Source organism: Paenibacillus sp. UNC496MF (assembly GCF_900113915.1).
Classification (GTDB): Bacteria; Bacillota; Bacilli; order Paenibacillales; family Paenibacillaceae; genus Paenibacillus_Z; species Paenibacillus_Z artemisiicola.
In genome coordinates this window covers 708,274-728,168 of record NZ_FORE01000005.1, presented here as the reverse complement: position 1 = coordinate 728,168, position 19,895 = coordinate 708,274, and the positions used below count along the sequence as shown (strand labels likewise).

Sequence of the window (19,895 nt, the reverse complement as noted above, 5' to 3'; positions counted from 1 at the left end):
AGGAGGTCATCCGCATGTTCAACAACGTCGGCGTTTCCGGGCTGATCATCATTCTGGCCATCGCGCTCATCGTCTTCGGGCCGGCCAAGCTGCCTCAGCTCGGCCGCGCGTTCGGCGATACGCTTCGCGAATTCCGCAACTCGACGAAGGGCATCATAATCGATGATGCGACGGAAGAGAAGCAGCAGCCCGTCAAAGAATTGGAACAAGCCAAATAAGGAGCGATAACCGATGAACAACCGATTGCGCAAGGGCATCCTCACGTCCGCGCTCGTCTGCATGGCGGCGCTGGCGCTGACCGGCTGCGGCGGCAAGAACAACAACGCCGCCAACAACGGCGGCACGAACGCGGGCACGAACGCGGGCACGAACAACGGCGCAGGCGCGGGCACGAACGCGGGCGGCGGGGGCGCGCAGAACATTACGGTCAAGGCGACCAACTTCAAATTCGACCAAACCGAAATTCACGTGAAACAGGGCGACAAAGTCACGGTCACGCTTGTCGACGAAGCCGGGTCCCACGGCTTTGCGATCCCGGATTTCAACGTGGATATCAAGGAGAACAACGGCACGGCGACCTTCACCGCCGACAAGGCGGGCGAGCATCCGTACAACTGCTCGGTCATTTGCGGTTCGGGCCACGCCAACATGGTCGGCAAACTGATCGTCGACTGACGGGACGTACGACCGAGAAACGCCGAATAGGCCCTTGCCGGCCGCGGACGACGCGGAGGGCAAGGGCCTATTCGGTATGCGGCGATTGCCGGCGGGCGGCGCGAGGTTCGTTCCGAGATTCGTCAGCACAATTCCTTGATCTGCTTGGCGAGGTCCATCCGCTGCAGCTTCAGCTGCCAGATCAAATCCCGGATGGAGGATTCCTCCTCCGAGCTGCCGCTTTGGCGCATCAGCGCGAACAATTCCATCATCTTATAGTTGATCGCGTTGAACTGGAGCCACAGCTGTTCCTTCGTCCGTTCGCGGACGGTCTCGTCGTAGGCGGCGTCCTTCTGCCGCAGCTCTTCCACGATTTCCGCCTGCCAAGCCCGGTCGCCGATCGCCCCCGCGAAATTGTACAAGTCCAAGTAGTCGTCGACCCATCGCCCGTTCCACTGCTCTTTCGTCATCATCCTCATCCCTCCCGCAGCGCATAGTCAGCTTGCTATTAAGATAACCGGATCGTTCCCGTTTGACACAATCCGCGACGGGTGGTAACGTTTAAACCAAAATCACGGACAATCAGGGAAGGGAGCCGTACGTATGGGAACCATCGTTTCCGTTCACGCGTTCGACGACGAACAGGCCGCGGCGATCCGGGCGGCGCTGCCGGGGCATGCGTTCGTGCAAGCCGCGGGGCTCGGCGAAGCGCAGGCGAGGGACCTGCTGAAATCCGCCGAGATCATCCTCGGGTGGAACCGGGACGTGAAGAAGACGCTCTTTACCGAGGGCATCGCGCTCAAATGGCTGCAAAACATGGGAGCCGGCATCGACCATCTGCCGCTTGACCGCGTCAAGGAGCTCGGCATCGTCGTCACGAACGCGTCGGGTGTGCATCCGTTCCAAATCTCGGAATCGATCTTCGCCATGCTGCTGTCGCTGACCCGCGGGGTGCATCGCGCCGTGCGTAACCAGCTCGAGTCCCGGTGGCAGCCCTCGCCGCGGCTCGGGGAAGCGCACGGCCGGACGATCGCCATCCTCGGCGTCGGCGCGATCGGGCTGGAGACGGCCAAGATCGCCAAAGCCTTTCAAATGAAGGTGCTCGGCATCCGCCGCACGGAAGGCGCCGCCGAACACGTGGACGAGATGTACGGCATGGAGCGCTTGAACGACGTGCTGGCGCGGAGCGACTACGTCGTCAACTGCCTGCCGCTGACGGACGCGACGCGCGGCTTGATCGGCGCCGGCCAGTTCGATGCCATGAAATCCACGGCCTATTACCTGAATATCGGACGCGGCGGCACGACCGACACCGAAGCGCTGGTGGAGGCGCTGCGAAGCGGCGGCATCGCGGGCGCCGGCCTGGACGTGTTCGAGCAGGAGCCGCTGCCGGAAGATCATCCGCTGTGGGGGCTGGACAACGTGATCCTGACGCCGCACGAGGCCGGCAGCACGGACGTCTACACGGCCCGCGCGCTGGAGATCGTGCTCGAGAACCTGGCCCATTACGGCGCGCATGGCGCGCCGGTTCGCAACCTGGTCGACCTGCGCGCGCAATATTGAAGCGAGCGACGGACGACGCCCAAGACCGTACGGCTGCCTGGAAATGTTCCGGCAGGGTGTACGGTCCTTTTATTTTCTGCTATTCTTTTGATGTACTAGGCCTTGATTCGACTAGGACCATAGACACCTAAATTTTTCATAAAAAAAGATCTTAATGCTGTGCAACATTCGACAGGACGCGTCCGTCTGTTATGTTGCAAGAGGGGGGATCCTCCGTGGTAGAGCCAGGCCTGATCAAAGCCGCGCAAGCCGGCGATGGCGAAGCTCTTATTGCTCTGTTGCGCCAAATCGAAAATCACGTATACCGCACCGCGTATTATATCGTCAACAACGAACAGGACGCGATGGATGCCGCCCAAGAAGCCCTTATCCGCATTTATACCAAGATCGGCACGTACGAGGAAAAGGCGCAGTTCAAAACCTGGGTCCAACGGATCGTGACGAATATTTGCATCGATAAGTTCCGGAGAAACAAACCGACCGTGTCCATCGAGGAACACGAGATGGTGTTTCAGGATCAGCATACCGTCGAGGACGAAGTCATGTCGTCGTACACCGCGCAGGATATCCGCAAGGCGATCGACAAGCTGCCGGAGCATCACCGGGCGGTCGTCGTGCTGCGGTACCTACAGGACTTCTCTTACAACGAAATCGCGGATTCGCTCGATTTGCCGCTGAATACCGTCAAATCCTATTTATTCCGGGCAAGGCAGCAGCTGCAGACCTACCTGCACGACTATCAGAGAGGAGGTGTCCGAGGATGAATTGTCAAGAGGTGATGGACTATATGCAACGACAGCTGGACGGGGACCTGGACGAACGGGAAACCGAAATCTTGATGAATCATACGCGGCATTGCTCCGAGTGCGCGGCGATGTTCGAACGGTTGAAGCGGCTGTCCGAGGGATTGGAAAGCTTGCCGAAGGTAACCCCCAGCTACAGCTTGGTCGACGCGATCTTGCCGAAGCTCGCGGAGCTGTCGGCGGCCGAAGAGGCGCGGACCGTAGAGGCGCCGCCTATCGTCGTTGCCGGCGAAGGGACGAACCCTCCGCGGCGGACGCAGAAGAGCGGGGACGGCTGGCGCCGCTGGCTGCCGATGTCCGCGGCGGGCGGCGTCATCGCGGCCGGCGTCATCGTCGGCATGTTCTTCCTGAGCAGCAACGGCACGCACACGCTGCGCGACAGCGCGGACAGCGGCAATATGGCCGCTTCGTCCGATACCGCGTCCAGTGCGGATAGCACGGTGATGAGCAATGCCATGAAGGACAACAATGCGGCGGCCGACGCCGGTTCGGACGGCGGCGCCGCGGCGAAGAACGACGCGGGCGTCCCGACGCAGGGCGCGGACAAGAGCAAGGCGGCGAACGACGGCGGCGGCGAGCTGCGCAAGGATCAGAAGATCGCCGTCGATCCGAACGGCGAAGCGATGCCGCCGATTACGGGCGGACGGAGCTCCGGCGGAGCGGATGCCGATCAGTCTCAGTCGCCGAATTACGCGACCGGCTCCTCGGGCGCGGGCGATACCGCGAGCGGCGCCGGCAACGCGCCGGCAGCCGATTCGGATCAGACCATGAGCGCCACGGGCGACAGCCGCGACGGCGTCGCGGCCGACAAAGCGAGCAACGGCGGCGGCAATGCGCCCGCGCTAGCGCCGGATAACGACAAATCCGCCTCGAGCGAGCCGCCCGTGAAGGCTTCGCCGATTTCGCCCGACAAGCAGTACCAGGCGTTCATCGTGGACGGGGACACGGTGAGCGTGTATACCGTCGGCGACAGCGAGCTGAAGTACCAGAGCGCCAAACGGACCGGCATCGCCGATCTCAAGTGGTCGAACGACGACAAGCTGACGTACACGGCGATCGACGCGGACGGCGTCAAGAAGACGTTCGCCGTCGATCCGAAGACGGGGACGGAGCAGACGCAATCTAGCAAATAATGCAGGTGCCCAAGCACACATGACGTGACATTCGCGTATGGTGTAGAGAAGAAAGCGTCATGCGACGATCGAGAAAGCCTTGACGTCCGTATGACCATTCGCAGCCGGTACCATGGACCCGCGCTCGCGAGTGTTTATATAGATGTTCGGGGACAAAGGGATGGGGCGAAGCTGCCCCATCCCTTTGTTGCGTTTTGGCCGGAATGGCGCTATCGTTAACATGATCGGTACGGAGGAGGCGAGCGGATGGACGCGAAGGAAGCCGCGAAGGAATGGAAAGCCGGGCGATTCCGGCCCGTTTACGTGGTATATGGGAAAGACCGCTACCGGATGCGGCAGTTCGTCGAGGCGCTGACGGAGAAGCTGCTGCCCGCGGAAGAGCGCGAGCTCGGCATGGTGAAATACGACATGTCGGAGACGCCGGTCGAGGAAGCGGTCGCGGAGGCGGATACGCTGCCGTTCTTCGCGTCGCGCAAGCTGGTGCTCGTACGGGATGCGTCCGTGCTTGCGGCGGCCCAGGGCAAGGAAGCGAAGCTCGAGCACGGCACGGAGGCATTGGTCGCGTATCTGAAGCAGCCGTGCGAGACGAGCGTTCTCGTGTTCCAGGTGATGGCGGAGAAGCTCGACGAGCGCCGCAAGGTCGTGAAGCTGCTGAAGGAGCAGGACGCGCTGATCGCTTTTCAGGAGCTGCAGGAGAACGAGCTGCTTCAATGGACGGTCAAGCGCGCGGAGGAGCAGGGCCGCTCGCTGGATCGCGATGCCGCGCAGCTGCTGCTCGCCCGCACCGGCACGAACATGCAGCAGCTGGCGCACGAGGTGGACAAGCTCTGCCTGCACGCCGGCCACGGCGGCGCCGTCTCGGGCGCGGACGTCGAAGCGCTGATCGCGTCGACGGTCGAGGAGGACGTCTTCGCGCTGATCGACGCGATGGCGTCGTTGAACATGGAGAAGGCGCTGAAGCTGTACGCCGAATTGCTGCTGCGCCGCGAGGAGCCGATCAAGATCGCGGCGCTGATCGCCCGGCAATTCCGGATCATGCTGCAGGTGAAGGAGCTGGAGCAGCGCAACTACTCGCAGCAGCAGATGGCCGGCCAGATCGGCCTGCATCCGTACGCCGTCAAGCTGGCGGCCGAGAAAGCGAGGCGCTTCTCCGCGCAGACGCTGGGCCGGCACCTGAGCAAGCTGGCGGAGCTGGATTACGGCATGAAGACGGGCCGGGTGGACAAGACGCTCGGCTTGGAGCTGTTCCTGCTGTCGCTCGCCGCGTAACCGGCGGCGAACGCGGCGGCCGGTACCGGGGGATCGAAGCCCGCCGTTATGCGAAGTTGGCGGCACGGAAACGTTAAAAAAGTCCTGCCCGTTCGCCGAAGCGAGCGGGCAGGACTTTTATGGGTTTGAATTAGGCTTGAGCGCTCAGCGCGTTCAGCTTCTTAGCCAGACGCGACTTTTTGCGAGCAGCTGCATTTTTATGGATCAGGCCTTTCGTTACGGCTTTGTCCAGCTTTTTCGTAGCGACGATCAGAGCTGCTTTGGCAGCTTCCACATCGGTAGCGACGACAGCTTGGTCGGCAGCTTTAACGGCCGTGCGAAGCGCGGATTTTTGAGAAGCGTTCAGAGCGCGGCGTTTCTCGATCGTCTTCACGCGTTTTACAGCGGATTTAATGTTTGGCATTGCATTCACCTCCCGTAAAAAAGGGAAACCCCTTTATAACAAACACAACTTGACATAGTTTATCATGGGCAGGGACAAAATGCAATAGCGCGCTCGGGCTTGTTCGCCTTTCCGGCGGCTCCCGAACCGCATAATTTTTCCCGGGCTTCCGCAAACTAAGACCATTCGAAAATGGAAGGAGCGCCCTTATTGCATGGATGACCTGGATTTGGAACGCTTTAACGTCGGCATCGACTTGGCGCTGGAAGCGAAGGAGCTGGCGGAATCGGCCGGCAACGGGCCGATTCCCGGCGTCGTGTCCGAGGTGTCGGACGATGACGGCATCAAGATTACCCGGCTCGACGTCACGACGGAGGAAGGCTCGCGCATCATGGGGAAAATGATCGGCCACTACGTCACCTTCGAAGTGCCCGAGCTGCGGAAGCAGGACACGGGCCTGCAGGACCGGGTCGCGACGAAGCTGGCGCAGGAGTTCGCGGCGTTCCTGGAGCGCATTAACGTGCCGAAGACCGCCAATGTGCTCATCGTCGGCCTCGGCAACTGGAACGTGACGCCCGACGCCCTCGGGCCGATCGTGGTCGAGAACACGCTCGTGACCCGGCATTTTTTCGAGCTCATGCCGAACGAGGTCGCGCCCGGCTACCGCAACGTCAGCGCGGTCGCGCCCGGGGTGCTCGGCATTACCGGCATCGAATCCAGCGACATCGTGCAGGGCATCGTCGACCGCTCGAAGCCCGATCTCATCATCGCCATCGACGCGCTGGCGTCCAAGGCGCTGGAACGGGTCAACACGACGATCCAGATCGCCGATACCGGCATCCATCCCGGCTCGGGCATCGGCAACAAGCGGCGCGGGCTGACGAAGGACATTCTCGGCGTGCCCGTCGTGGCGATCGGCGTGCCCACCGTGCTCTACGCCTCGACGATCGTCAGCAACAGCATCGACCTCATGCGGGAGCATTTGAAGAAGCACGCCAATCAGGCGACGGACGGGTTCATGGGGCTGCTGGACTCCATCGACGAGAACGAGCGGCTGCTGCTCGTCCGCGAAGCGCTCGGGCCGCTCGGCCACGATCTGCTCGTCACGCCGAAGGAAATCGACCAGTTCATCGAGGATATCGCCAACATCGTGGCGAGCGGTTTGAACGCGGCGCTTCACGAAGCCGTCGACAAGTCCAACGTGGCCGCCTATACGCACTGACCGGCTCCCCTTTGCGCCGAATGCCCGAGGAGAGGGCCGGTTGCCGGCATAACGTACCGCCATCCGCCCTTCGGCTTCGCGCCGGAGGGCTTTTCCGCGCGGGTCGGCGCCCGCGAATCTAGCAAGCTAGCAGTCTCGCGGGCAATCTAGCGTTCTACTAAACTTCCGGTTCTAGCAATCCGCTCGTCCTCATAAGATGGAATCAGGCTTGAAAACGGGCGATGCACCGAAAACGGGAACCGGGAGGAACGAACGCAATGAAACGTATCATAATGACGCTCAATATCGGACGAAGCAGCCTGCGGCTCAGGCAACTGCTGGTGGCCGGCCGCACCTTTGCCCTGCTGTCATTAGGATCGATGGTCCTTGTCCTCGTCGTCGGCGTCGGCGTCATCGTGCAGCAGCGCGCCTCGACTTCGCCGGTCGCGTCCATGAAAGGATTCGCGGCGTCGGTTTCGAACGGCTTGTTCTCGGACATGCTCGCGATGGAAATGCCCGGAACCGCCAAAGCGGACGTACGGCCGGCCATCTCCGGCCATCAGATCGGCAGCTTTCTCGTCCGGCTGCTGACGGACATCAACCCGGACGATCCGAAGAGCCTGTTGGCCAGCCAGTATCCCGGCCTGGAGGGGGAGAAGACGACCCTGCTTCAGGGCGGATCCGGCACGGACGCTTCGGTCGGACCCGAGGATCACGAGACGGTGACGGCGAGCGAAGGCGCGGGCGCCGAAGGGGCGGACGACGCGCCGGACGGATTGTCCGACGCCGACCGGCCGGATCACGATCCCGGCGACATCGGCGACGCGGACGGCGGCGCGACGGGCGACGGCGGCGCGGGTCCGGCGGAGGATCCCGGCAGCGGCGGCGACGCCCCGGCGGATCCGGCGAAGCCGACGACCGGCGGACGGAACGTCGTGTTCATTTACCACTCCCATGCCCGGGAGTCGTGGTTCCCGGAGATCAAGAGCAAGAAGACGGCGGAATCCTCGACCCGGAACATCACGATGCTCGGCACGCGGCTCGCCGACCAGCTCGACAAGCTGGGCGTCGGCGCGCTCCATTCCGCGACGGATTACCCGACCGCGGTTAAAAACTACAATTGGCTCCTATCCTATAAATATTCGAAGCAGTCGGTGCTCACGGCGATGTCGTCCAACAAGAACCTGGAATTTTTCTTCGATATTCACCGCGACTCGCAGCACCGCAAGGAAACGACCGCGACGATCAACGGGCTGGACTACGCGCAGGTGTTCTTCATCATCGGGCACGGCAATCCGGATTGGAAGAAGAACGAGGCGTTCGCGAGCGAGATTCACGAGGCGCTCGAAAAGAAGTATCCCGGCCTCTCGCGCGGCATCTGGGGCAAAACGACGGCCAACGGGAACGGCGAATACAACCAGTCCCTCGCGGCGGACAGCGTGCTGATCGAGATCGGCGGCGTGGACAATTCGCTCAAGGAGTCGTACCGGACGGTCGACGCGCTCGCGAAGGTCATCGCGGACCTGTACTGGAAGGACGAGAAAGTCATCGCTCCGCCCGCGGCGGCGAACAAATAAAGCGGATTCGAGAAGGGGGAAATGGCTATGCGCCGGCAAACCATGAAAACGGCCTTGGTCGGAGGCGCGGTCGCGCTGATCGTCCTGTTCGGCATCGACATCGCGACGAGCGGCATCGAGCGCATCAACGGTCCCGTGGACACGATCCGCTCGGCGCTGCCGGGCGTTACGGGAACGACCTCGGCGACGGGAACGGCGGGGACGACGGGGGTGTCGGGCTTATACGGGGCGGGGCAGCCCCAAGCGCAGGGCGATGCCCTGCTGCCCGAAAGCGGCGTCGTGATCGCGCCGGTGCCGCAGATGACGGTGCAAGACGCGCAGCACGGCCGGACGGAAGAGGAGATCCGCCGCGAATACGAGCGGAAGCTGCAGGAGGAGCTGGCCAAGCGGCTGCCGGGCCTGCCGGCGGCGGGGAGCCAATCGACCGTCAACCAGGTCGCCGACGGCACGGCCGGCGTGCTGCAGTCCATTTCGGCGAAGGGCATTCGCCTGGTCGTCTCGTTTTTCGAGAAGGTGACGGATTGATGGGCTTGGCCCGAACTGGTATAATACAATGATGATTAGCATTTAGGTACCTCTGGGGGTTAAGCATGTCTGACGTACGCGAACGACAAAAACGAATCAGGAACTTCTCCATCATTGCCCATATCGATCACGGCAAATCGACGCTGGCCGACCGGATACTCGAATATACCGGAGCGCTTTCGTCCCGGGAAATGCAGGAGCAGGTGCTCGACCAGATGGATCTGGAGCGCGAGCGCGGCATTACGATAAAGCTGCAGGCCGTCCGGCTCGGCTACAAGGCCGACGACGGCCAAGAGTATATTTTGAATTTGATCGACACGCCGGGGCACGTCGACTTTACATACGAGGTTTCCCGCAGCCTCGCGGCCTGCGAAGGCGCGCTGCTCGTCGTGGACGCGGCGCAGGGCATCGAGGCGCAGACGCTGGCGAACGTCTATCTGGCGCTCGACAACAATCTCGAGATCATCCCGGTGCTTAATAAGATCGACCTTCCGAGCGCGGAGCCGGAGCGCGTCAAGCAGGAGATCGAGGACGTCATCGGCCTCGACGCCAGCGACGCGGTGCTGGCTTCCGCGAAGGCCGGCATCGGCATCAAGGAAATCCTGGAGCAGGTCGTCACGAAAGTGCCGGCACCGACGGGCGATCCGGACGAGCCGCTGAAGGCGCTCATTTTCGACTCGCATTACGATCCGTACAAGGGCGTCGTCGTCTACGTGCGCGTCATCGACGGCAGCATCAAAGCCGGCAAGAAGATCCGCTTCATGGCGACGGGCGCGGAGTTCGAAGTCATCGAGGTCGGCGCCTTCATGCCGCGCATGGGCATCGTCGGCGAGCTGGCGGTCGGCGACGTCGGCTTCGTCGTCGCGGGCATCAAGAACGTGAAGGACACGCGCGTCGGCGACACGATCACGGACGCGAAGCGGCCGGCGCCCGAAGCGCTGCCGGGCTACCGCAAGATCAACCCGATGGTGTTCTGCGGCCTGTACCCGATCGAAACGCAGGATTACAACGATTTGCGCGACGCGCTGGAGAAGCTCGAGCTGAACGACGCGTCGCTCCGCTACGAAGCGGAATCGTCGACGGCGCTCGGCTTCGGCTACCGCTGCGGCTTCCTCGGCCTGCTGCACATGGAGATCATCCAGGAGCGGATCGAACGGGAATTCAACATTCCGCTCATCACGACGGCGCCGAGCGTTATTTACCGCGTCACGCTGACGAACGGCGACGTGCTCGAGATCGACAACCCGTCCAACTATCCGGAGGTCGGCAAGATCGAATACGTCGAGGAGCCGTACGTCAAGGCGGCGATCATCGTGCCGAACGACTACGTCGGGGCCATCATGGAGCTCTGCCAGAACAAGCGCGGCGAGTTCGTGAACATGGAGTACCTCGACACGAACCGCGTCACCATCACGTACGACATGCCGCTGTCCGAGATCGTCTACGACTTCTTCGACCAGCTGAAGTCCAGCACGAAGGGCTACGCGTCCTTCGACTACGAGCTGTCGGGCTATCGCCAGTCGAAGCTGGTCAAGATGGATATCATGCTCAACAACGAGCAGGTCGACGCCCTGTCCGTCATCGTGCACCGCGACCGCGCCTACAACCGCGGCCGGATCATCTGCGAGAAGCTGAAGGAGCTCATTCCGCGCCAAATGTTCGAGGTGCCCGTCCAGGCGTCGATCGGCAACAAGGTCATCGCCCGCGAGACGGTCAAGGCGATGCGGAAGAACGTCCTCGCCAAGTGCTACGGCGGCGACATCAGCCGGAAGCGGAAGCTGCTCGACAAGCAGAAGGAAGGCAAGAAGCGGATGAAGCAGGTCGGCAGCGTCGAGGTGCCGCAGGAAGCGTTCATGGCGGTGCTGAAGATCGACGAGGATTAATGCGGCGTTGAAGAGCCGGCCTGCAGCCGGCAAAGCTCTCCGTTCGCTGTCGTAGTCGGATTTTTTATTTCGATTCGAGCTATTCGAGGTGTAAATCCGCCTGCAAAAGCGACCGCTTTAGGTGATGGGTTTGCGCGCATTGTCGGAGGACAAGGAATGCGGCATGCTCCTGCATCGGAGGCATTTGCCATGCCGCATCTGCTTGCCGGCCTTCGGCCCGACTCAACGCCGCCTTTTAAAGGGAGCAACCGAGCTCCCTTGTTTTATTTTCACGGAAGCTTTACTAGGTCAAGATGGGAGCATTGGAGGAAAGACATTATGCTGATGCACGCGCCGAGGGCGCTTTACATTCATATCCCGTTCTGCACGAACAAGTGCCATTATTGCGATTTCACGTCCTACGTGCTGAAAGGGCAGCCCGTCGACGCGTATCTCGACGCGCTGGAGCAGGAGATGGTCCGTACCGCCGAGGCGCTCCCGCCGGAGGAGATCCGGACGGTCTTCGTCGGAGGCGGGACGCCGACGGTGCTGACGCCGCCGCAGATGGAGCGGTTCCTGGCGTCGGTGAAGCGGCATTTCCCGATCCGGCCGGACGCGGAGTTCACGATGGAAGCGAATCCGGGCACGACGGATTTGGAGAAGCTGCAGGCGATGCGCGAAGGCGGCGTGAACCGGATCAGCTTCGGCGTCCAGTCGTTCGACAACGGGTTGCTGGAACGGATCGGCCGGATCCATAACGTGGACGACGTTTACCGCAGCATCGAGAACGCGCGGACGGCCGGCGTCGACAATCTGTCGATCGACCTGATGTTCGGCCTGCCGGGCCAGACGGTCGAGCTTCTGTCGGACAGCGTCTCGAAGGCGTTGGCGCTCGGGCTGCCGCATTATTCGCTCTACGGTTTGAAGGTCGAGGAGAACACGCTGTTCCACGCCTTGTACGAACGCAACGAGCTGCCGCTGCCTCCGGAGGAGGACGAGCTCGCGATGTACATGCTGCTGATCGAGCGGCTGACGGGCGCGGGCTACGGCCATTACGAGATCAGCAACTTCGCGAAGCCGGGCTTCGAGAGCCGGCACAACATCACGTATTGGCGCAACGAGCCGTATTACGGCCTCGGCGCCGGAGCCCACGGCTACGCGCGCGGGGAGCGCCACGTCAACATCAAGGGCATCCAGCCGTATCTCGACGCGGCGGCGGCCCGGCTTCCGCGGCTCGAGACGAACGGCGTGTCCGAGGATGAAGCGATGGAAGACTTCATGATGGTCGGCCTGCGCATGCTGAAGGGCGTGCGGGAGAACGATTTCGCGGTGCAGTTTCCGGGGCGGACGATCGAGGGCGTCTTCGGCGAGGCCCTTCGGCGGCTGTTGAAGCAAGGCTTGATCGAGACGATCGAAGAGGAAGGCGGGCAAGGCTATCGGCTGTCCAAGCAGGGGATCCCGCTCGGCAACGAAGTGTTCGGCGCGTTCCTGGCGTAGGGAAAGCCGATTCCGGGGCGAGCGGTTTCCAACGAAATAGGTCTTGTTTATCCATGCACGTTGTTGTATATTTATTCGTATTAAATCCTTGCAGAAATTGGCATGGCGAGAGGGTGTTGCAAGAGCGATGGAAGCAAAAGCGATTGAAGCGGTGTGCAGACGAGCGACCGAGGACGATATCGACACATTGGCGGAATTGATAGCCGGCTACGCCGCGAAGGGAATTATGCTGCCGCGTTCGCGCGAGACGCTGAAGCGCCAGATCGACACCTTCGTCGTCGCCGAAATCGGGGACGAAGTCGTCGGATGCGGGTCGCTGACGCGGCTCGGAACCGACCTGGTGGAGGTCCGCTCGCTCGGCATTTCCGAGGGCTACAAGGGGCTCGGCATCGGCAGCAAGCTGGTGGATCAGCTGATTTACGAAGCGAAACGGCAAGGGATTCCGAAGATCATGGCGTTGACGTACGAGGTGCGGTTTTTCGAGAAGAACGGCTTCGCCGTCGTGAACAAGGAAATTTTCCCGGAGAAGGTTTGGACCGACTGCGTGAACTGCCCGAAGCAGCATGCGTGCGACGAAATAGCGGTGCTCAAAATGCTGAACTGACTTGACAATTGCCAAGTTGGTTTGGTATTTTTGTAGTAATGATTAGCACTCAACGCTATCGAGTGCTAACGAGGGCGAGAACGACGAAGACCGGACGCCGCCTGGGGTCCGCACTTCGAATAGGAGGGACTGCGATGTTATCGGATCGGCAGCGCATGATTTTGAACGTCATCATCGACGATTATATCCGCTCGGCGGAGCCAATCGGTTCGCGCAGCATTTCGAAGCGAAGCGACGTCAGCTACAGCCCGGCGACGATTCGCAACGAAATGGCTGATTTGGAGGAGCTCGGCTACCTCGAACAGCCCCATACCTCGGCAGGACGGGTGCCTTCGATCAAGGGCTACCGGTACTACGTCGACCATCTCGTCAAACTGGGAGAAGTGTCCGAACGGGAGCTGCATTTGGTCCGCTCGTATTTTACCGAGAAAATGAACCAAATGGAGCAAATCATTCAGCACGCGGCGATGATTCTGTCGAACATGACGAATTATACGAGCATCGTGCTCGGACCGGAGACGTTCACGACGTCGCTGAAGCATTTTCAACTGGTGCCGCTCAGCGAGGATTCGGCCGTGGCGATCATCGTCACGAACACCGGACACGTCGAGAACCGCACCATCTCGCTCCCGCCCGACATGAATATGGAAGACATGCAGCAGGCGGTGAACATTTTGAACGCCAAGCTGGTCGGCGTTCCGCTCGTCCGCCTGAAATCCAAATTGCACTCGGAAGTCGGTCAGGAGCTCGGCCGCTACGCGGACCAGTTCGAGCGGCTGCTCGGCATTCTCGACGAGACGATGACGAGCGACAACGATCACCGCGTCTTCATGAGCGGCACGACGAACATGCTCACCCAGCCGGAATTCAAGGACGTCGACAAGGTGAAGACGCTGCTGGATCTGCTGGAAGAAACGCCTACGATCATGCAGATGTTCAATGCGCTTCCAAGCGGTATTCAAGTCCGCATCGGGACGGAAAATACGCATGAGGCGATCAACAACTGCAGCCTGATCACGGCGACGTATTCCGTCGAGGGCAAATCGTTGGGCACGATCGGCATTTTGGGACCGACCAGGATGGATTACGGCAAGGTCATCAGCCTGCTGGACATTTTGTCGAAGGACATGGCCGTGCTGCTCGGCCGCTGGTATAAGTAACGCTTCGCCATCCGGCGGGGCGCACCGAGCCAACTCACGAGGATGGATAATACTAGGAGGTGTCAACTCGCGTGTCTGTGCATGAACGGCATACGGATGAAGAACCTAAGCAAGAGATGGACGCCGCTTCGGCGGAGGAACAGGAAGCCGCAAGCGAGCCGGCGCCGGAAGTCGATATTCAGGATGCCGACGGTGCGGACGGCCGCATCGCCGAGCTGACGAAGCTCGCCGACGAGAACCAGCAGCGCTATTTGCGCGCGCAGGCGGATTTCGACAATTTCCGCCGTCGCACCGCGAAAGAACGGGAAGAGCTCGCGCAGTACGCGTCGATGAAGCTCGTCGGCCAGCTGCTGCCGGTCGTCGACAACTTCGGCCGCGCGATCGAAGCCGCGAAAGCGGGCGGCGACGTGGAGTCGTTCTCCAAGGGCGTGGAGATGATTTTCCGCCAATTGGAAGGCGTGCTCGAAGCCGAAGGCTTGAAGCCGATGAACGCCGTCGGCCAGCCGTTCAATCCCGATTTCCACCAGGCGATCATGCAGGTGGAGTCCGACGAGCACGAAGAAGGCATCGTCGTCGAAGAAGTCCAGCAGGGCTTCATGCTGAAAGATAAAGTCCTGCGTCCCGCAATGGTGAAAGTAAGCGGGTAAGCGCCGGCTGCCTCTATTCATTTCCTAAGTATAAGGGAGGATTTCTAGTTATGAGCAAAGTAATCGGTATCGACCTTGGAACCACCAACTCCTGCGTCGCGGTCATGGAGGGCGGCGAAGCCGTCGTCATTCCGAATCCGGAAGGCAACCGCACGACGCCGTCCGTCGTCGGCTTCAAGAAGGACGGCGAGCGCATCGTCGGCGAATCCGCGAAGCGCCAAGCCATCACGAACCCGGACCGCACGATCATCTCGATCAAGCGCCACATGGGCACGAACCACAAGGAAGTCATCGACGGCAAGGACTACTCGCCGCAAGAGATTTCCGCGATCATCCTGCAGAAGCTGAAAGCCGACGCCGAAGCCTACCTCGGCCAAACGGTGACGCAGGCGGTCATCACCGTGCCGGCCTACTTCAACGACAGCCAGCGCCAAGCGACGAAGGACGCGGGCAAAATCGCCGGCCTCGACGTGCTCCGGATCGTCAACGAGCCGACGGCCGCCGCGCTCGCGTACGGGCTTGAAAAATCCGAAGACCAAACGATTCTCGTCTACGACCTCGGCGGCGGCACGTTCGACGTCTCGATCCTCGAGCTCGGCGACGGCTTCTTCGAAGTCAAAGCGACGAGCGGCGACAACCGCCTCGGCGGCGACGACTTCGACCAAGTGATCATCGACTACCTCGTGTCCGAGTTCAAAAAAGAGCACGGCATCGATCTGTCCAAGGACAAAGCGGCCGTACAGCGGTTGAAGGACGCGGCGGAGAAAGCGAAGAAGGAATTGTCCGGCGTGCTGACGTCGACGATTTCCCTCCCGTTCATCACGATGGTCGACGGCGTGCCGCAGCACTTGGAGCTGAGCCTGAGCCGCGCGAAATTCGAAGAGCTCTCCGCGGCTCTCGTGGAACGCACCCTCGGCCCTACGCGCCAAGCGCTTAGCGACTCCGGCTTGTCCCCGAGCGACATCGACAAGGTCGTCCTCGTCGGCGGCTCCACGCGGATTCCGGCCGTGCAAGACGCCGTGAAGAAGCTGATCGGCAAAGAGCCGCACAAAGGCGTGAACCCGGACGAAGTCGTCGCCCTCGGCGCGGCGGTGCAAGCGGGCGTCCTGACGGGCGACGTCAAAGACGTCGTGCTCCTCGACGTTACGCCGCTCTCCCTCGGCATCGAAACGGCCGGCGGCGTGTTCACGAAGATGATCGACCGCAACACGACGATCCCGACGTCGAAGTCGCAAGTATTCTCCACGTACGCGGACAACCAGCCGAGCGTCGAGATTCACGTTCTGCAGGGCGAGCGCCAAATGGCTGCCGGCAACAAGACGCTTGGCCGCTTCACGCTGGGCGATATCCCGCTGGCTCCGCGCGGCGTGCCGCAAATCGAAGTCACGTTCGACATCGACGCGAACGGCATCGTCAACGTATCCGCGCTTGACAAAGGCACGGGCAAGAGCCAAAAAATCACGATTACGTCCTCCGGCGGCTTGTCGGACGAAGAAATCGATCGTATGATGAAAGATGCCGAGCTGAACGCGGAAGAAGACCGCAAGCGCCGCGACCTGGTCGAAGCGAAGAACAGCGCGGACCAACTGGTCTACTCCGTCGACAAGACGATCAAAGATCTCGGCGACAAAGTCGACGCCGGCGAAATCGCGAAAGCGAACGAAGCGAAGGAAAAAGTCACCGCGGCGCTCGCGACGGACGACGTGGAGCAAATCAACGCGGCCGCGCAAGAGCTGACGGAGATCATCCAGCAGCTGTCGGTGAAGCTGTACGAGCAAGCCCAAGCGGCCGGCGGCGCGCAAGGCGCGGGTCCGGAAGCGGGCGGCGCGCAAGGCGGCGGCAAAGACAACGTGGTCGATGCCGACTACGAAGTCGTCGACGACAAGAAATAAGCTTCGCGACAATACGAATGCGGTTGGCTTAGCGTAAACGGTGCGCCGTCCTTGGATCACGGACGGCGCAGCCGTTTTTCGTGTGATTACGGGAGGTTGCGGGGAACGCGCGTTTTTTGCGGCGCCCGAACGAGGCGCGCACGGCGATCGGCGGAGCGCCTGCCGTTCCGAAGTGGGCAACCAGCGGAAATAGGAGACGGGGTGACGGATTTTTGGCTAAACGGGATTATTACGAAGTGCTCGGCGTAGACAAAGGCGCGAACGAAGACGAAATCAAGAAGGCGTACCGGAAGCTGGCTCGCCAGTACCATCCGGACGTGAACAAGGAAGCGGACGCGGAAACGAAGTTCAAGGAAGTCAAGGAAGCGTACGACGTGCTGAGCGACGATTCCAAGCGCGCGACGTACGACCAGTACGGGCACGTCGACCCGAACCAGGGCTTCGGCGGCGGAGGCGGCGCGGACTTCGGCGGGGGCTTCGGAGACATCTTCGACATGTTCTTCGGCGGAGGCGGACGACGCGATCCGAACGCGCCGCAGCGCGGCAACGATCTGCAGTACACGATGACCATCGAATTCAAGGAAGCCGTATTCGGCAAAGAAACCGAGATCACGATTCCGCGCACCGAGAACTGCGACACGTGCGCGGGCTCCGGCGCCAAGCCGGGCACCAAGCCGGAAACCTGCTCCGTCTGCCGCGGCACCGGCCAGCAGGAAGTCGTGCAGAACACGCCGTTCGGCCGCATGGTCAACCGCCGCGCGTGCTCGAACTGCAGCGGCACGGGCAAAGTCATCAAGGACAAATGCCCGACCTGCCACGGCGCGGGCAAAGTCAAGAAAACCCGCAAAATCAACGTGAAAATTCCCGCCGGCGTGGACGAAGGCGCGCAAATCCGCCTGTCCGGCGAAGGCGAGGGCGGCACGCGCGGCGGCCCGGCCGGCGACCTCTACATCGTGATCCGCGTCAAGCCGCATGAGTTCTTCGAGCGGGAGAACGATGACATCTACTGCGAAGTCCCGCTGACGTTCGCGCAGGCCGCGCTCGGCGACGAGATCGAAATTCCGACGCTGAACGAGAAAGTGAAGCTGAAGATTCCGGCCGGCACGCAGACGGGCACGTACTTCCGCCTCAAGGGCAAAGGCGTTCCGCGCCTGCGCGGCTACGGCACGGGCGATCAGCACGTCAAGGTAACGGTCGTGACGCCGACGAGCCTGAGCGAAGAGCAGAAGGAGCTGTTCCGCCAATTGGCCGGCGGCGCGGGCGGCGTCAGCGAAGTGCAGCACGAGCACCACGAGACGATTTTCGAGAAGATGAAAAAAGCGTTCCGCGGCGACTGACGCCGCGCGGCGCCAGGCATAGAATCGCGCCCGTTGGTTTATGCTAACCTTCGTGTTCATTTCATTTCACGCATGAAGGAGCCCGACGACGATGAGCGAAAACCTGGAAAAGCAAAATTTCGGCAACCTGCCGATCGGCAAAAACGAAGACGTGGAGTTTTCGGAGGAGCAGGCGGACGACGCCGACCGCGTCGCGATGAAGCGCGCGGAAGAAGCGGACGCCCGGGCGCAGGCGAAGTCGACGCAGCAAGCGCAGCGCCTGCTGTAGGGCGGGCGAGCGGCCATGACGACGATCCGCGCGACGTTCGACGACGGCGGCCGGGCGCGGGAAGCGCAGCATAAGCTGCAGTTTCTGCGCGTCGACGGCATCGACGAAAGCTCCGACGGCACCTCCTGGACCGCGACTCTCGACGACGAGCTCGTCGAGCGCGCGATTCATCTCGTCCGCCAAACCGGCGGCACGGTCGAGCTGTAACCCATACGCGATAGCGCGAAAGCCGGATGTTCGGACCCCAGCGGTCCGGGCATCCGGCTTTTTCGTTCGGGGCGCCTCGGGGACCGCCGCCTATCATCGGCGCGGGAAGGCTCGTTTTGTGAAGAAGCGGCAACTAGTGTAGAATAGACGTCATAGGTTTGCGTATACGCAGGCAGCATATCGATGATATTCAGGGGGAACGGAACGCGTGAAATGGCATGAATTGACGATCAATACGACGGAAGAGGCAATCGAAATGATTTCCAACTTCCTGCATGAAATGGACGCGGACGGCGTATCCATTGAAGAATCGGGCACGTTGAACAAACCGCGCGACACGTCGCTCGGCCAATGGTACGAGCATCCGCTGAACGACATTCCCGAAGGACGGGCGGTCATCAAAGGATATTTCTCCGAGCTCGACGCGAACGTCGACGCGCTCGTCGCGCAGCTTCCGCCGCGCATCGACGAATTGCGCGAATTCGGCATCGATCCGGGCGACTACACGATCGCGACGGCGCTCGTCGACGAAGAGGATTGGGCCAACGCGTGGAAGCAGTATTTCAAGCCGATCCGCGTGACGGAACGGCTGACGATCAAGCCGACGTGGGAGGACTATACGCCGTCGCCGGACGAACGCATCATCGAGCTGGATCCCGGCATGGCGTTCGGCACCGGCACCCATCCGACGACGGCGCTCTGCCTGCGGACGCTGGAATCCGTCATCCGGGGCGGCGAGGAAGTCATCGACGTCGGCACGGGCTCGGGCATCCTGGCCATCGGCGCGATGCTGCTCGGGGCGAAGCGCGTGCTGGCGCTCGACCTTGATCCGATCGCCGTCTCCTCGGCGACGGAGAACAGCCGGCTGAATCGGCTGGAGAACGACGTTCAGGTGCATCTGAGCGACCTGCTCGGCGTGCTGAAGAGCCAGGAAGAAGGCGGGAACGGGGGACCGCTCAACGTGACGGTGCCGGTCGATCTCGTCGTCGCGAATATTCTCGCGGAGATCATCCTCCTGTTCATCGACGACGTCTATGCGGCGCTGAAGCCGGGCGGCACGTACATCGCGTCCGGCATTTTCAAGAACAAGGAAGACGCGGTGGCCGAAGGGCTGGAAGCCGCGGGCTTCGCGATCGTCGACCGCCTGCGCGACCAGGACTGGATCGCGTTCGTGGCGAAGAAGCCGGAGTAAGGGCGCAAAGGGTAAACGGATAGAAAGACTTGTCGAGGGAAAAGGGTCGGGCGACAATCGGATATTCAAGCCGACCCTCTATTATCCTGCCAAGAAACGCTTCCGTCGTCGCACGGCGCGGC

The 19,895-nt window shown here is 61.6% G+C and carries 21 protein-coding genes; 19 read left to right on the top strand and 2 right to left on the bottom strand.

Annotated elements, in window-relative coordinates; genetic code table 11:
* The first annotated feature begins 14 nt into the window (after positions 1-14).
* Positions 15-218 carry a twin-arginine translocase TatA/TatE family subunit gene (gene tatA / locus BMZ79_RS08385; protein WP_090638560.1) on the top strand — a complete coding sequence of 68 codons (204 nt, stop codon included), beginning with the start codon at positions 15-17 and terminating at the stop codon, positions 216-218.
* A gap of 13 nt (positions 219-231) precedes the next feature.
* On the top strand, positions 232-675 hold the full coding sequence (locus tag BMZ79_RS08380) for a cupredoxin domain-containing protein (RefSeq protein ID WP_143088906.1): 444 nt from the start codon (positions 232-234) through the stop codon (positions 673-675).
* 122 nt (positions 676-797) lie between these two features.
* On the opposite strand, the gene BMZ79_RS08375 is transcribed toward BMZ79_RS08380, so the two are convergent.
* On the bottom strand, positions 798-1,127 hold the full coding sequence (locus BMZ79_RS08375) for a hypothetical protein (protein ID WP_143088905.1): 330 nt from the start codon (positions 1,125-1,127) through the stop codon (positions 798-800).
* A 130-nt stretch (positions 1,128-1,257) separates the two neighbouring features.
* Between BMZ79_RS08375 and BMZ79_RS08370 the strand changes: the two genes are divergently transcribed.
* The 4 genes from BMZ79_RS08370 (at position 1,258) to holA (ending at position 5,422) form a co-directional block, all read left to right on the top strand.
* Positions 1,258-2,217 carry a D-2-hydroxyacid dehydrogenase gene (locus BMZ79_RS08370; RefSeq protein ID WP_090638555.1) on the top strand — a complete coding sequence of 320 codons (960 nt, stop codon included), beginning with the start codon at positions 1,258-1,260 and terminating at the stop codon, positions 2,215-2,217.
* 215 nt (positions 2,218-2,432) lie between these two features.
* Positions 2,433-2,981: an RNA polymerase sigma factor gene (locus BMZ79_RS08365; RefSeq protein WP_090638553.1), complete on the top strand. Its 549-nt coding sequence runs from the start codon at positions 2,433-2,435 to the stop codon at positions 2,979-2,981.
* Positions 2,978-4,153 (top strand): anti-sigma factor family protein, encoded by a 1,176-nt coding sequence (locus tag BMZ79_RS08360; RefSeq protein WP_090638551.1) that lies wholly within the window; start codon positions 2,978-2,980, stop codon positions 4,151-4,153. Before BMZ79_RS08365 ends, BMZ79_RS08360 begins: the two co-directional genes overlap by 4 nt.
* A gap of 246 nt (positions 4,154-4,399) precedes the next feature.
* Positions 4,400-5,422: a DNA polymerase III subunit delta gene (holA, locus tag BMZ79_RS08355; protein WP_090638549.1), complete on the top strand. Its 1,023-nt coding sequence runs from the start codon at positions 4,400-4,402 to the stop codon at positions 5,420-5,422.
* A 130-nt stretch (positions 5,423-5,552) separates the two neighbouring features.
* On the opposite strand, the gene rpsT is transcribed toward holA, so the two are convergent.
* Entirely contained in the window at positions 5,553-5,825 is a 273-nt protein-coding gene (rpsT, locus tag BMZ79_RS08350; protein ID WP_090638546.1) for a 30S ribosomal protein S20, read from the bottom strand.
* A gap of 193 nt (positions 5,826-6,018) precedes the next feature.
* Here rpsT and gpr point away from each other — a divergent pair, with 193 nt between their 5' ends.
* From gpr to prmA, 13 genes are all read left to right on the top strand, one after another.
* Positions 6,019-7,026, top strand: coding sequence for a GPR endopeptidase (gene gpr / locus BMZ79_RS08345; RefSeq protein ID WP_090638542.1), 1,008 nt, complete (start codon positions 6,019-6,021; stop codon positions 7,024-7,026).
* A 257-nt stretch (positions 7,027-7,283) separates the two neighbouring features.
* Positions 7,284-8,582, top strand: a complete 1,299-nt coding sequence (spoIIP, locus tag BMZ79_RS08340) for a stage II sporulation protein P (RefSeq protein ID WP_090638540.1) — start codon at positions 7,284-7,286, stop codon at positions 8,580-8,582.
* A 42-nt stretch (positions 8,583-8,624) separates the two neighbouring features.
* Entirely contained in the window at positions 8,625-9,107 is a 483-nt protein-coding gene (locus BMZ79_RS08335; protein WP_218154668.1) for a hypothetical protein, read from the top strand.
* A gap of 65 nt (positions 9,108-9,172) precedes the next feature.
* Positions 9,173-10,990 carry a translation elongation factor 4 gene (gene lepA, locus BMZ79_RS08330; RefSeq protein ID WP_090638536.1) on the top strand — a complete coding sequence of 606 codons (1,818 nt, stop codon included), beginning with the start codon at positions 9,173-9,175 and terminating at the stop codon, positions 10,988-10,990.
* Between the two features lie 318 nt (positions 10,991-11,308).
* The gene (hemW, locus tag BMZ79_RS08325) at positions 11,309-12,466 is read left to right on the top strand and encodes a radical SAM family heme chaperone HemW (protein ID WP_090638534.1); all 1,158 of its coding nucleotides are present in this window, start codon (positions 11,309-11,311) and stop codon (positions 12,464-12,466) included.
* A gap of 127 nt (positions 12,467-12,593) precedes the next feature.
* Positions 12,594-13,070: an N-acetyltransferase gene (locus BMZ79_RS08320; protein WP_090638532.1), complete on the top strand. Its 477-nt coding sequence runs from the start codon at positions 12,594-12,596 to the stop codon at positions 13,068-13,070.
* A gap of 134 nt (positions 13,071-13,204) precedes the next feature.
* Positions 13,205-14,230: a heat-inducible transcriptional repressor HrcA gene (hrcA, locus tag BMZ79_RS08315; RefSeq protein ID WP_090638530.1), complete on the top strand. Its 1,026-nt coding sequence runs from the start codon at positions 13,205-13,207 to the stop codon at positions 14,228-14,230.
* 71 nt (positions 14,231-14,301) lie between these two features.
* Positions 14,302-14,877, top strand: coding sequence for a nucleotide exchange factor GrpE (gene grpE / locus BMZ79_RS08310; protein ID WP_371263651.1), 576 nt, complete (start codon positions 14,302-14,304; stop codon positions 14,875-14,877).
* A 50-nt stretch (positions 14,878-14,927) separates the two neighbouring features.
* Positions 14,928-16,769 carry a molecular chaperone DnaK gene (dnaK, locus tag BMZ79_RS08305; RefSeq protein ID WP_090638525.1) on the top strand — a complete coding sequence of 614 codons (1,842 nt, stop codon included), beginning with the start codon at positions 14,928-14,930 and terminating at the stop codon, positions 16,767-16,769.
* Positions 16,770-16,981: 212 nt separating this feature from the next.
* On the top strand, positions 16,982-18,106 hold the full coding sequence (dnaJ, locus tag BMZ79_RS08300; protein ID WP_090638522.1) for a molecular chaperone DnaJ: 1,125 nt from the start codon (positions 16,982-16,984) through the stop codon (positions 18,104-18,106).
* Positions 18,107-18,197: 91 nt separating this feature from the next.
* Positions 18,198-18,374, top strand: a complete 177-nt coding sequence (locus BMZ79_RS08295) for a YfhD family protein (RefSeq protein WP_090638521.1) — start codon at positions 18,198-18,200, stop codon at positions 18,372-18,374.
* A gap of 15 nt (positions 18,375-18,389) precedes the next feature.
* Positions 18,390-18,581, top strand: coding sequence for a hypothetical protein (locus BMZ79_RS08290; protein ID WP_090638519.1), 192 nt, complete (start codon positions 18,390-18,392; stop codon positions 18,579-18,581).
* Between the two features lie 208 nt (positions 18,582-18,789).
* A complete protein-coding gene (prmA, locus tag BMZ79_RS08285; RefSeq protein WP_090638518.1) occupies positions 18,790-19,773 on the top strand; it encodes a 50S ribosomal protein L11 methyltransferase in 984 nt (327 codons plus the stop codon).
* Positions 19,774-19,895: the final 122 nt, after the last annotated feature.

What these genes read in the sequence shown, in the direction of transcription:
- tatA (WP_090638560.1), top strand. Translation starts at nt 15, where the DNA reads ATGTTCAACAACGTCGGCGTTTCCGGGCTGATCATCATTCTGGCCATC.
- BMZ79_RS08380 (WP_143088906.1), top strand. Translation starts at nt 232, where the DNA reads ATGAACAACCGATTGCGCAAGGGCATCCTCACGTCCGCGCTCGTCTGC.
- BMZ79_RS08375 (WP_143088905.1), bottom strand. Translation starts at nt 1,127, where the DNA reads ATGATGACGAAAGAGCAGTGGAACGGGCGATGGGTCGACGACTACTTG.
- BMZ79_RS08370 (WP_090638555.1), top strand. Translation starts at nt 1,258, where the DNA reads ATGGGAACCATCGTTTCCGTTCACGCGTTCGACGACGAACAGGCCGCG.
- BMZ79_RS08360 (WP_090638551.1), top strand. Translation starts at nt 2,978, where the DNA reads ATGAATTGTCAAGAGGTGATGGACTATATGCAACGACAGCTGGACGGG.
- holA (WP_090638549.1), top strand. Translation starts at nt 4,400, where the DNA reads ATGGACGCGAAGGAAGCCGCGAAGGAATGGAAAGCCGGGCGATTCCGG.
- rpsT (WP_090638546.1), bottom strand. Translation starts at nt 5,825, where the DNA reads ATGCCAAACATTAAATCCGCTGTAAAACGCGTGAAGACGATCGAGAAA.
- gpr (WP_090638542.1), top strand. Translation starts at nt 6,019, where the DNA reads ATGGATGACCTGGATTTGGAACGCTTTAACGTCGGCATCGACTTGGCG.
- spoIIP (WP_090638540.1), top strand. Translation starts at nt 7,284, where the DNA reads ATGAAACGTATCATAATGACGCTCAATATCGGACGAAGCAGCCTGCGG.
- BMZ79_RS08335 (WP_218154668.1), top strand. Translation starts at nt 8,625, where the DNA reads ATGAAAACGGCCTTGGTCGGAGGCGCGGTCGCGCTGATCGTCCTGTTC.
- lepA (WP_090638536.1), top strand. Translation starts at nt 9,173, where the DNA reads ATGTCTGACGTACGCGAACGACAAAAACGAATCAGGAACTTCTCCATC.
- hemW (WP_090638534.1), top strand. Translation starts at nt 11,309, where the DNA reads ATGCTGATGCACGCGCCGAGGGCGCTTTACATTCATATCCCGTTCTGC.
- BMZ79_RS08320 (WP_090638532.1), top strand. Translation starts at nt 12,594, where the DNA reads ATGGAAGCAAAAGCGATTGAAGCGGTGTGCAGACGAGCGACCGAGGAC.
- hrcA (WP_090638530.1), top strand. Translation starts at nt 13,205, where the DNA reads ATGTTATCGGATCGGCAGCGCATGATTTTGAACGTCATCATCGACGAT.
- dnaK (WP_090638525.1), top strand. Translation starts at nt 14,928, where the DNA reads ATGAGCAAAGTAATCGGTATCGACCTTGGAACCACCAACTCCTGCGTC.
- BMZ79_RS08295 (WP_090638521.1), top strand. Translation starts at nt 18,198, where the DNA reads ATGAGCGAAAACCTGGAAAAGCAAAATTTCGGCAACCTGCCGATCGGC.
- BMZ79_RS08290 (WP_090638519.1), top strand. Translation starts at nt 18,390, where the DNA reads ATGACGACGATCCGCGCGACGTTCGACGACGGCGGCCGGGCGCGGGAA.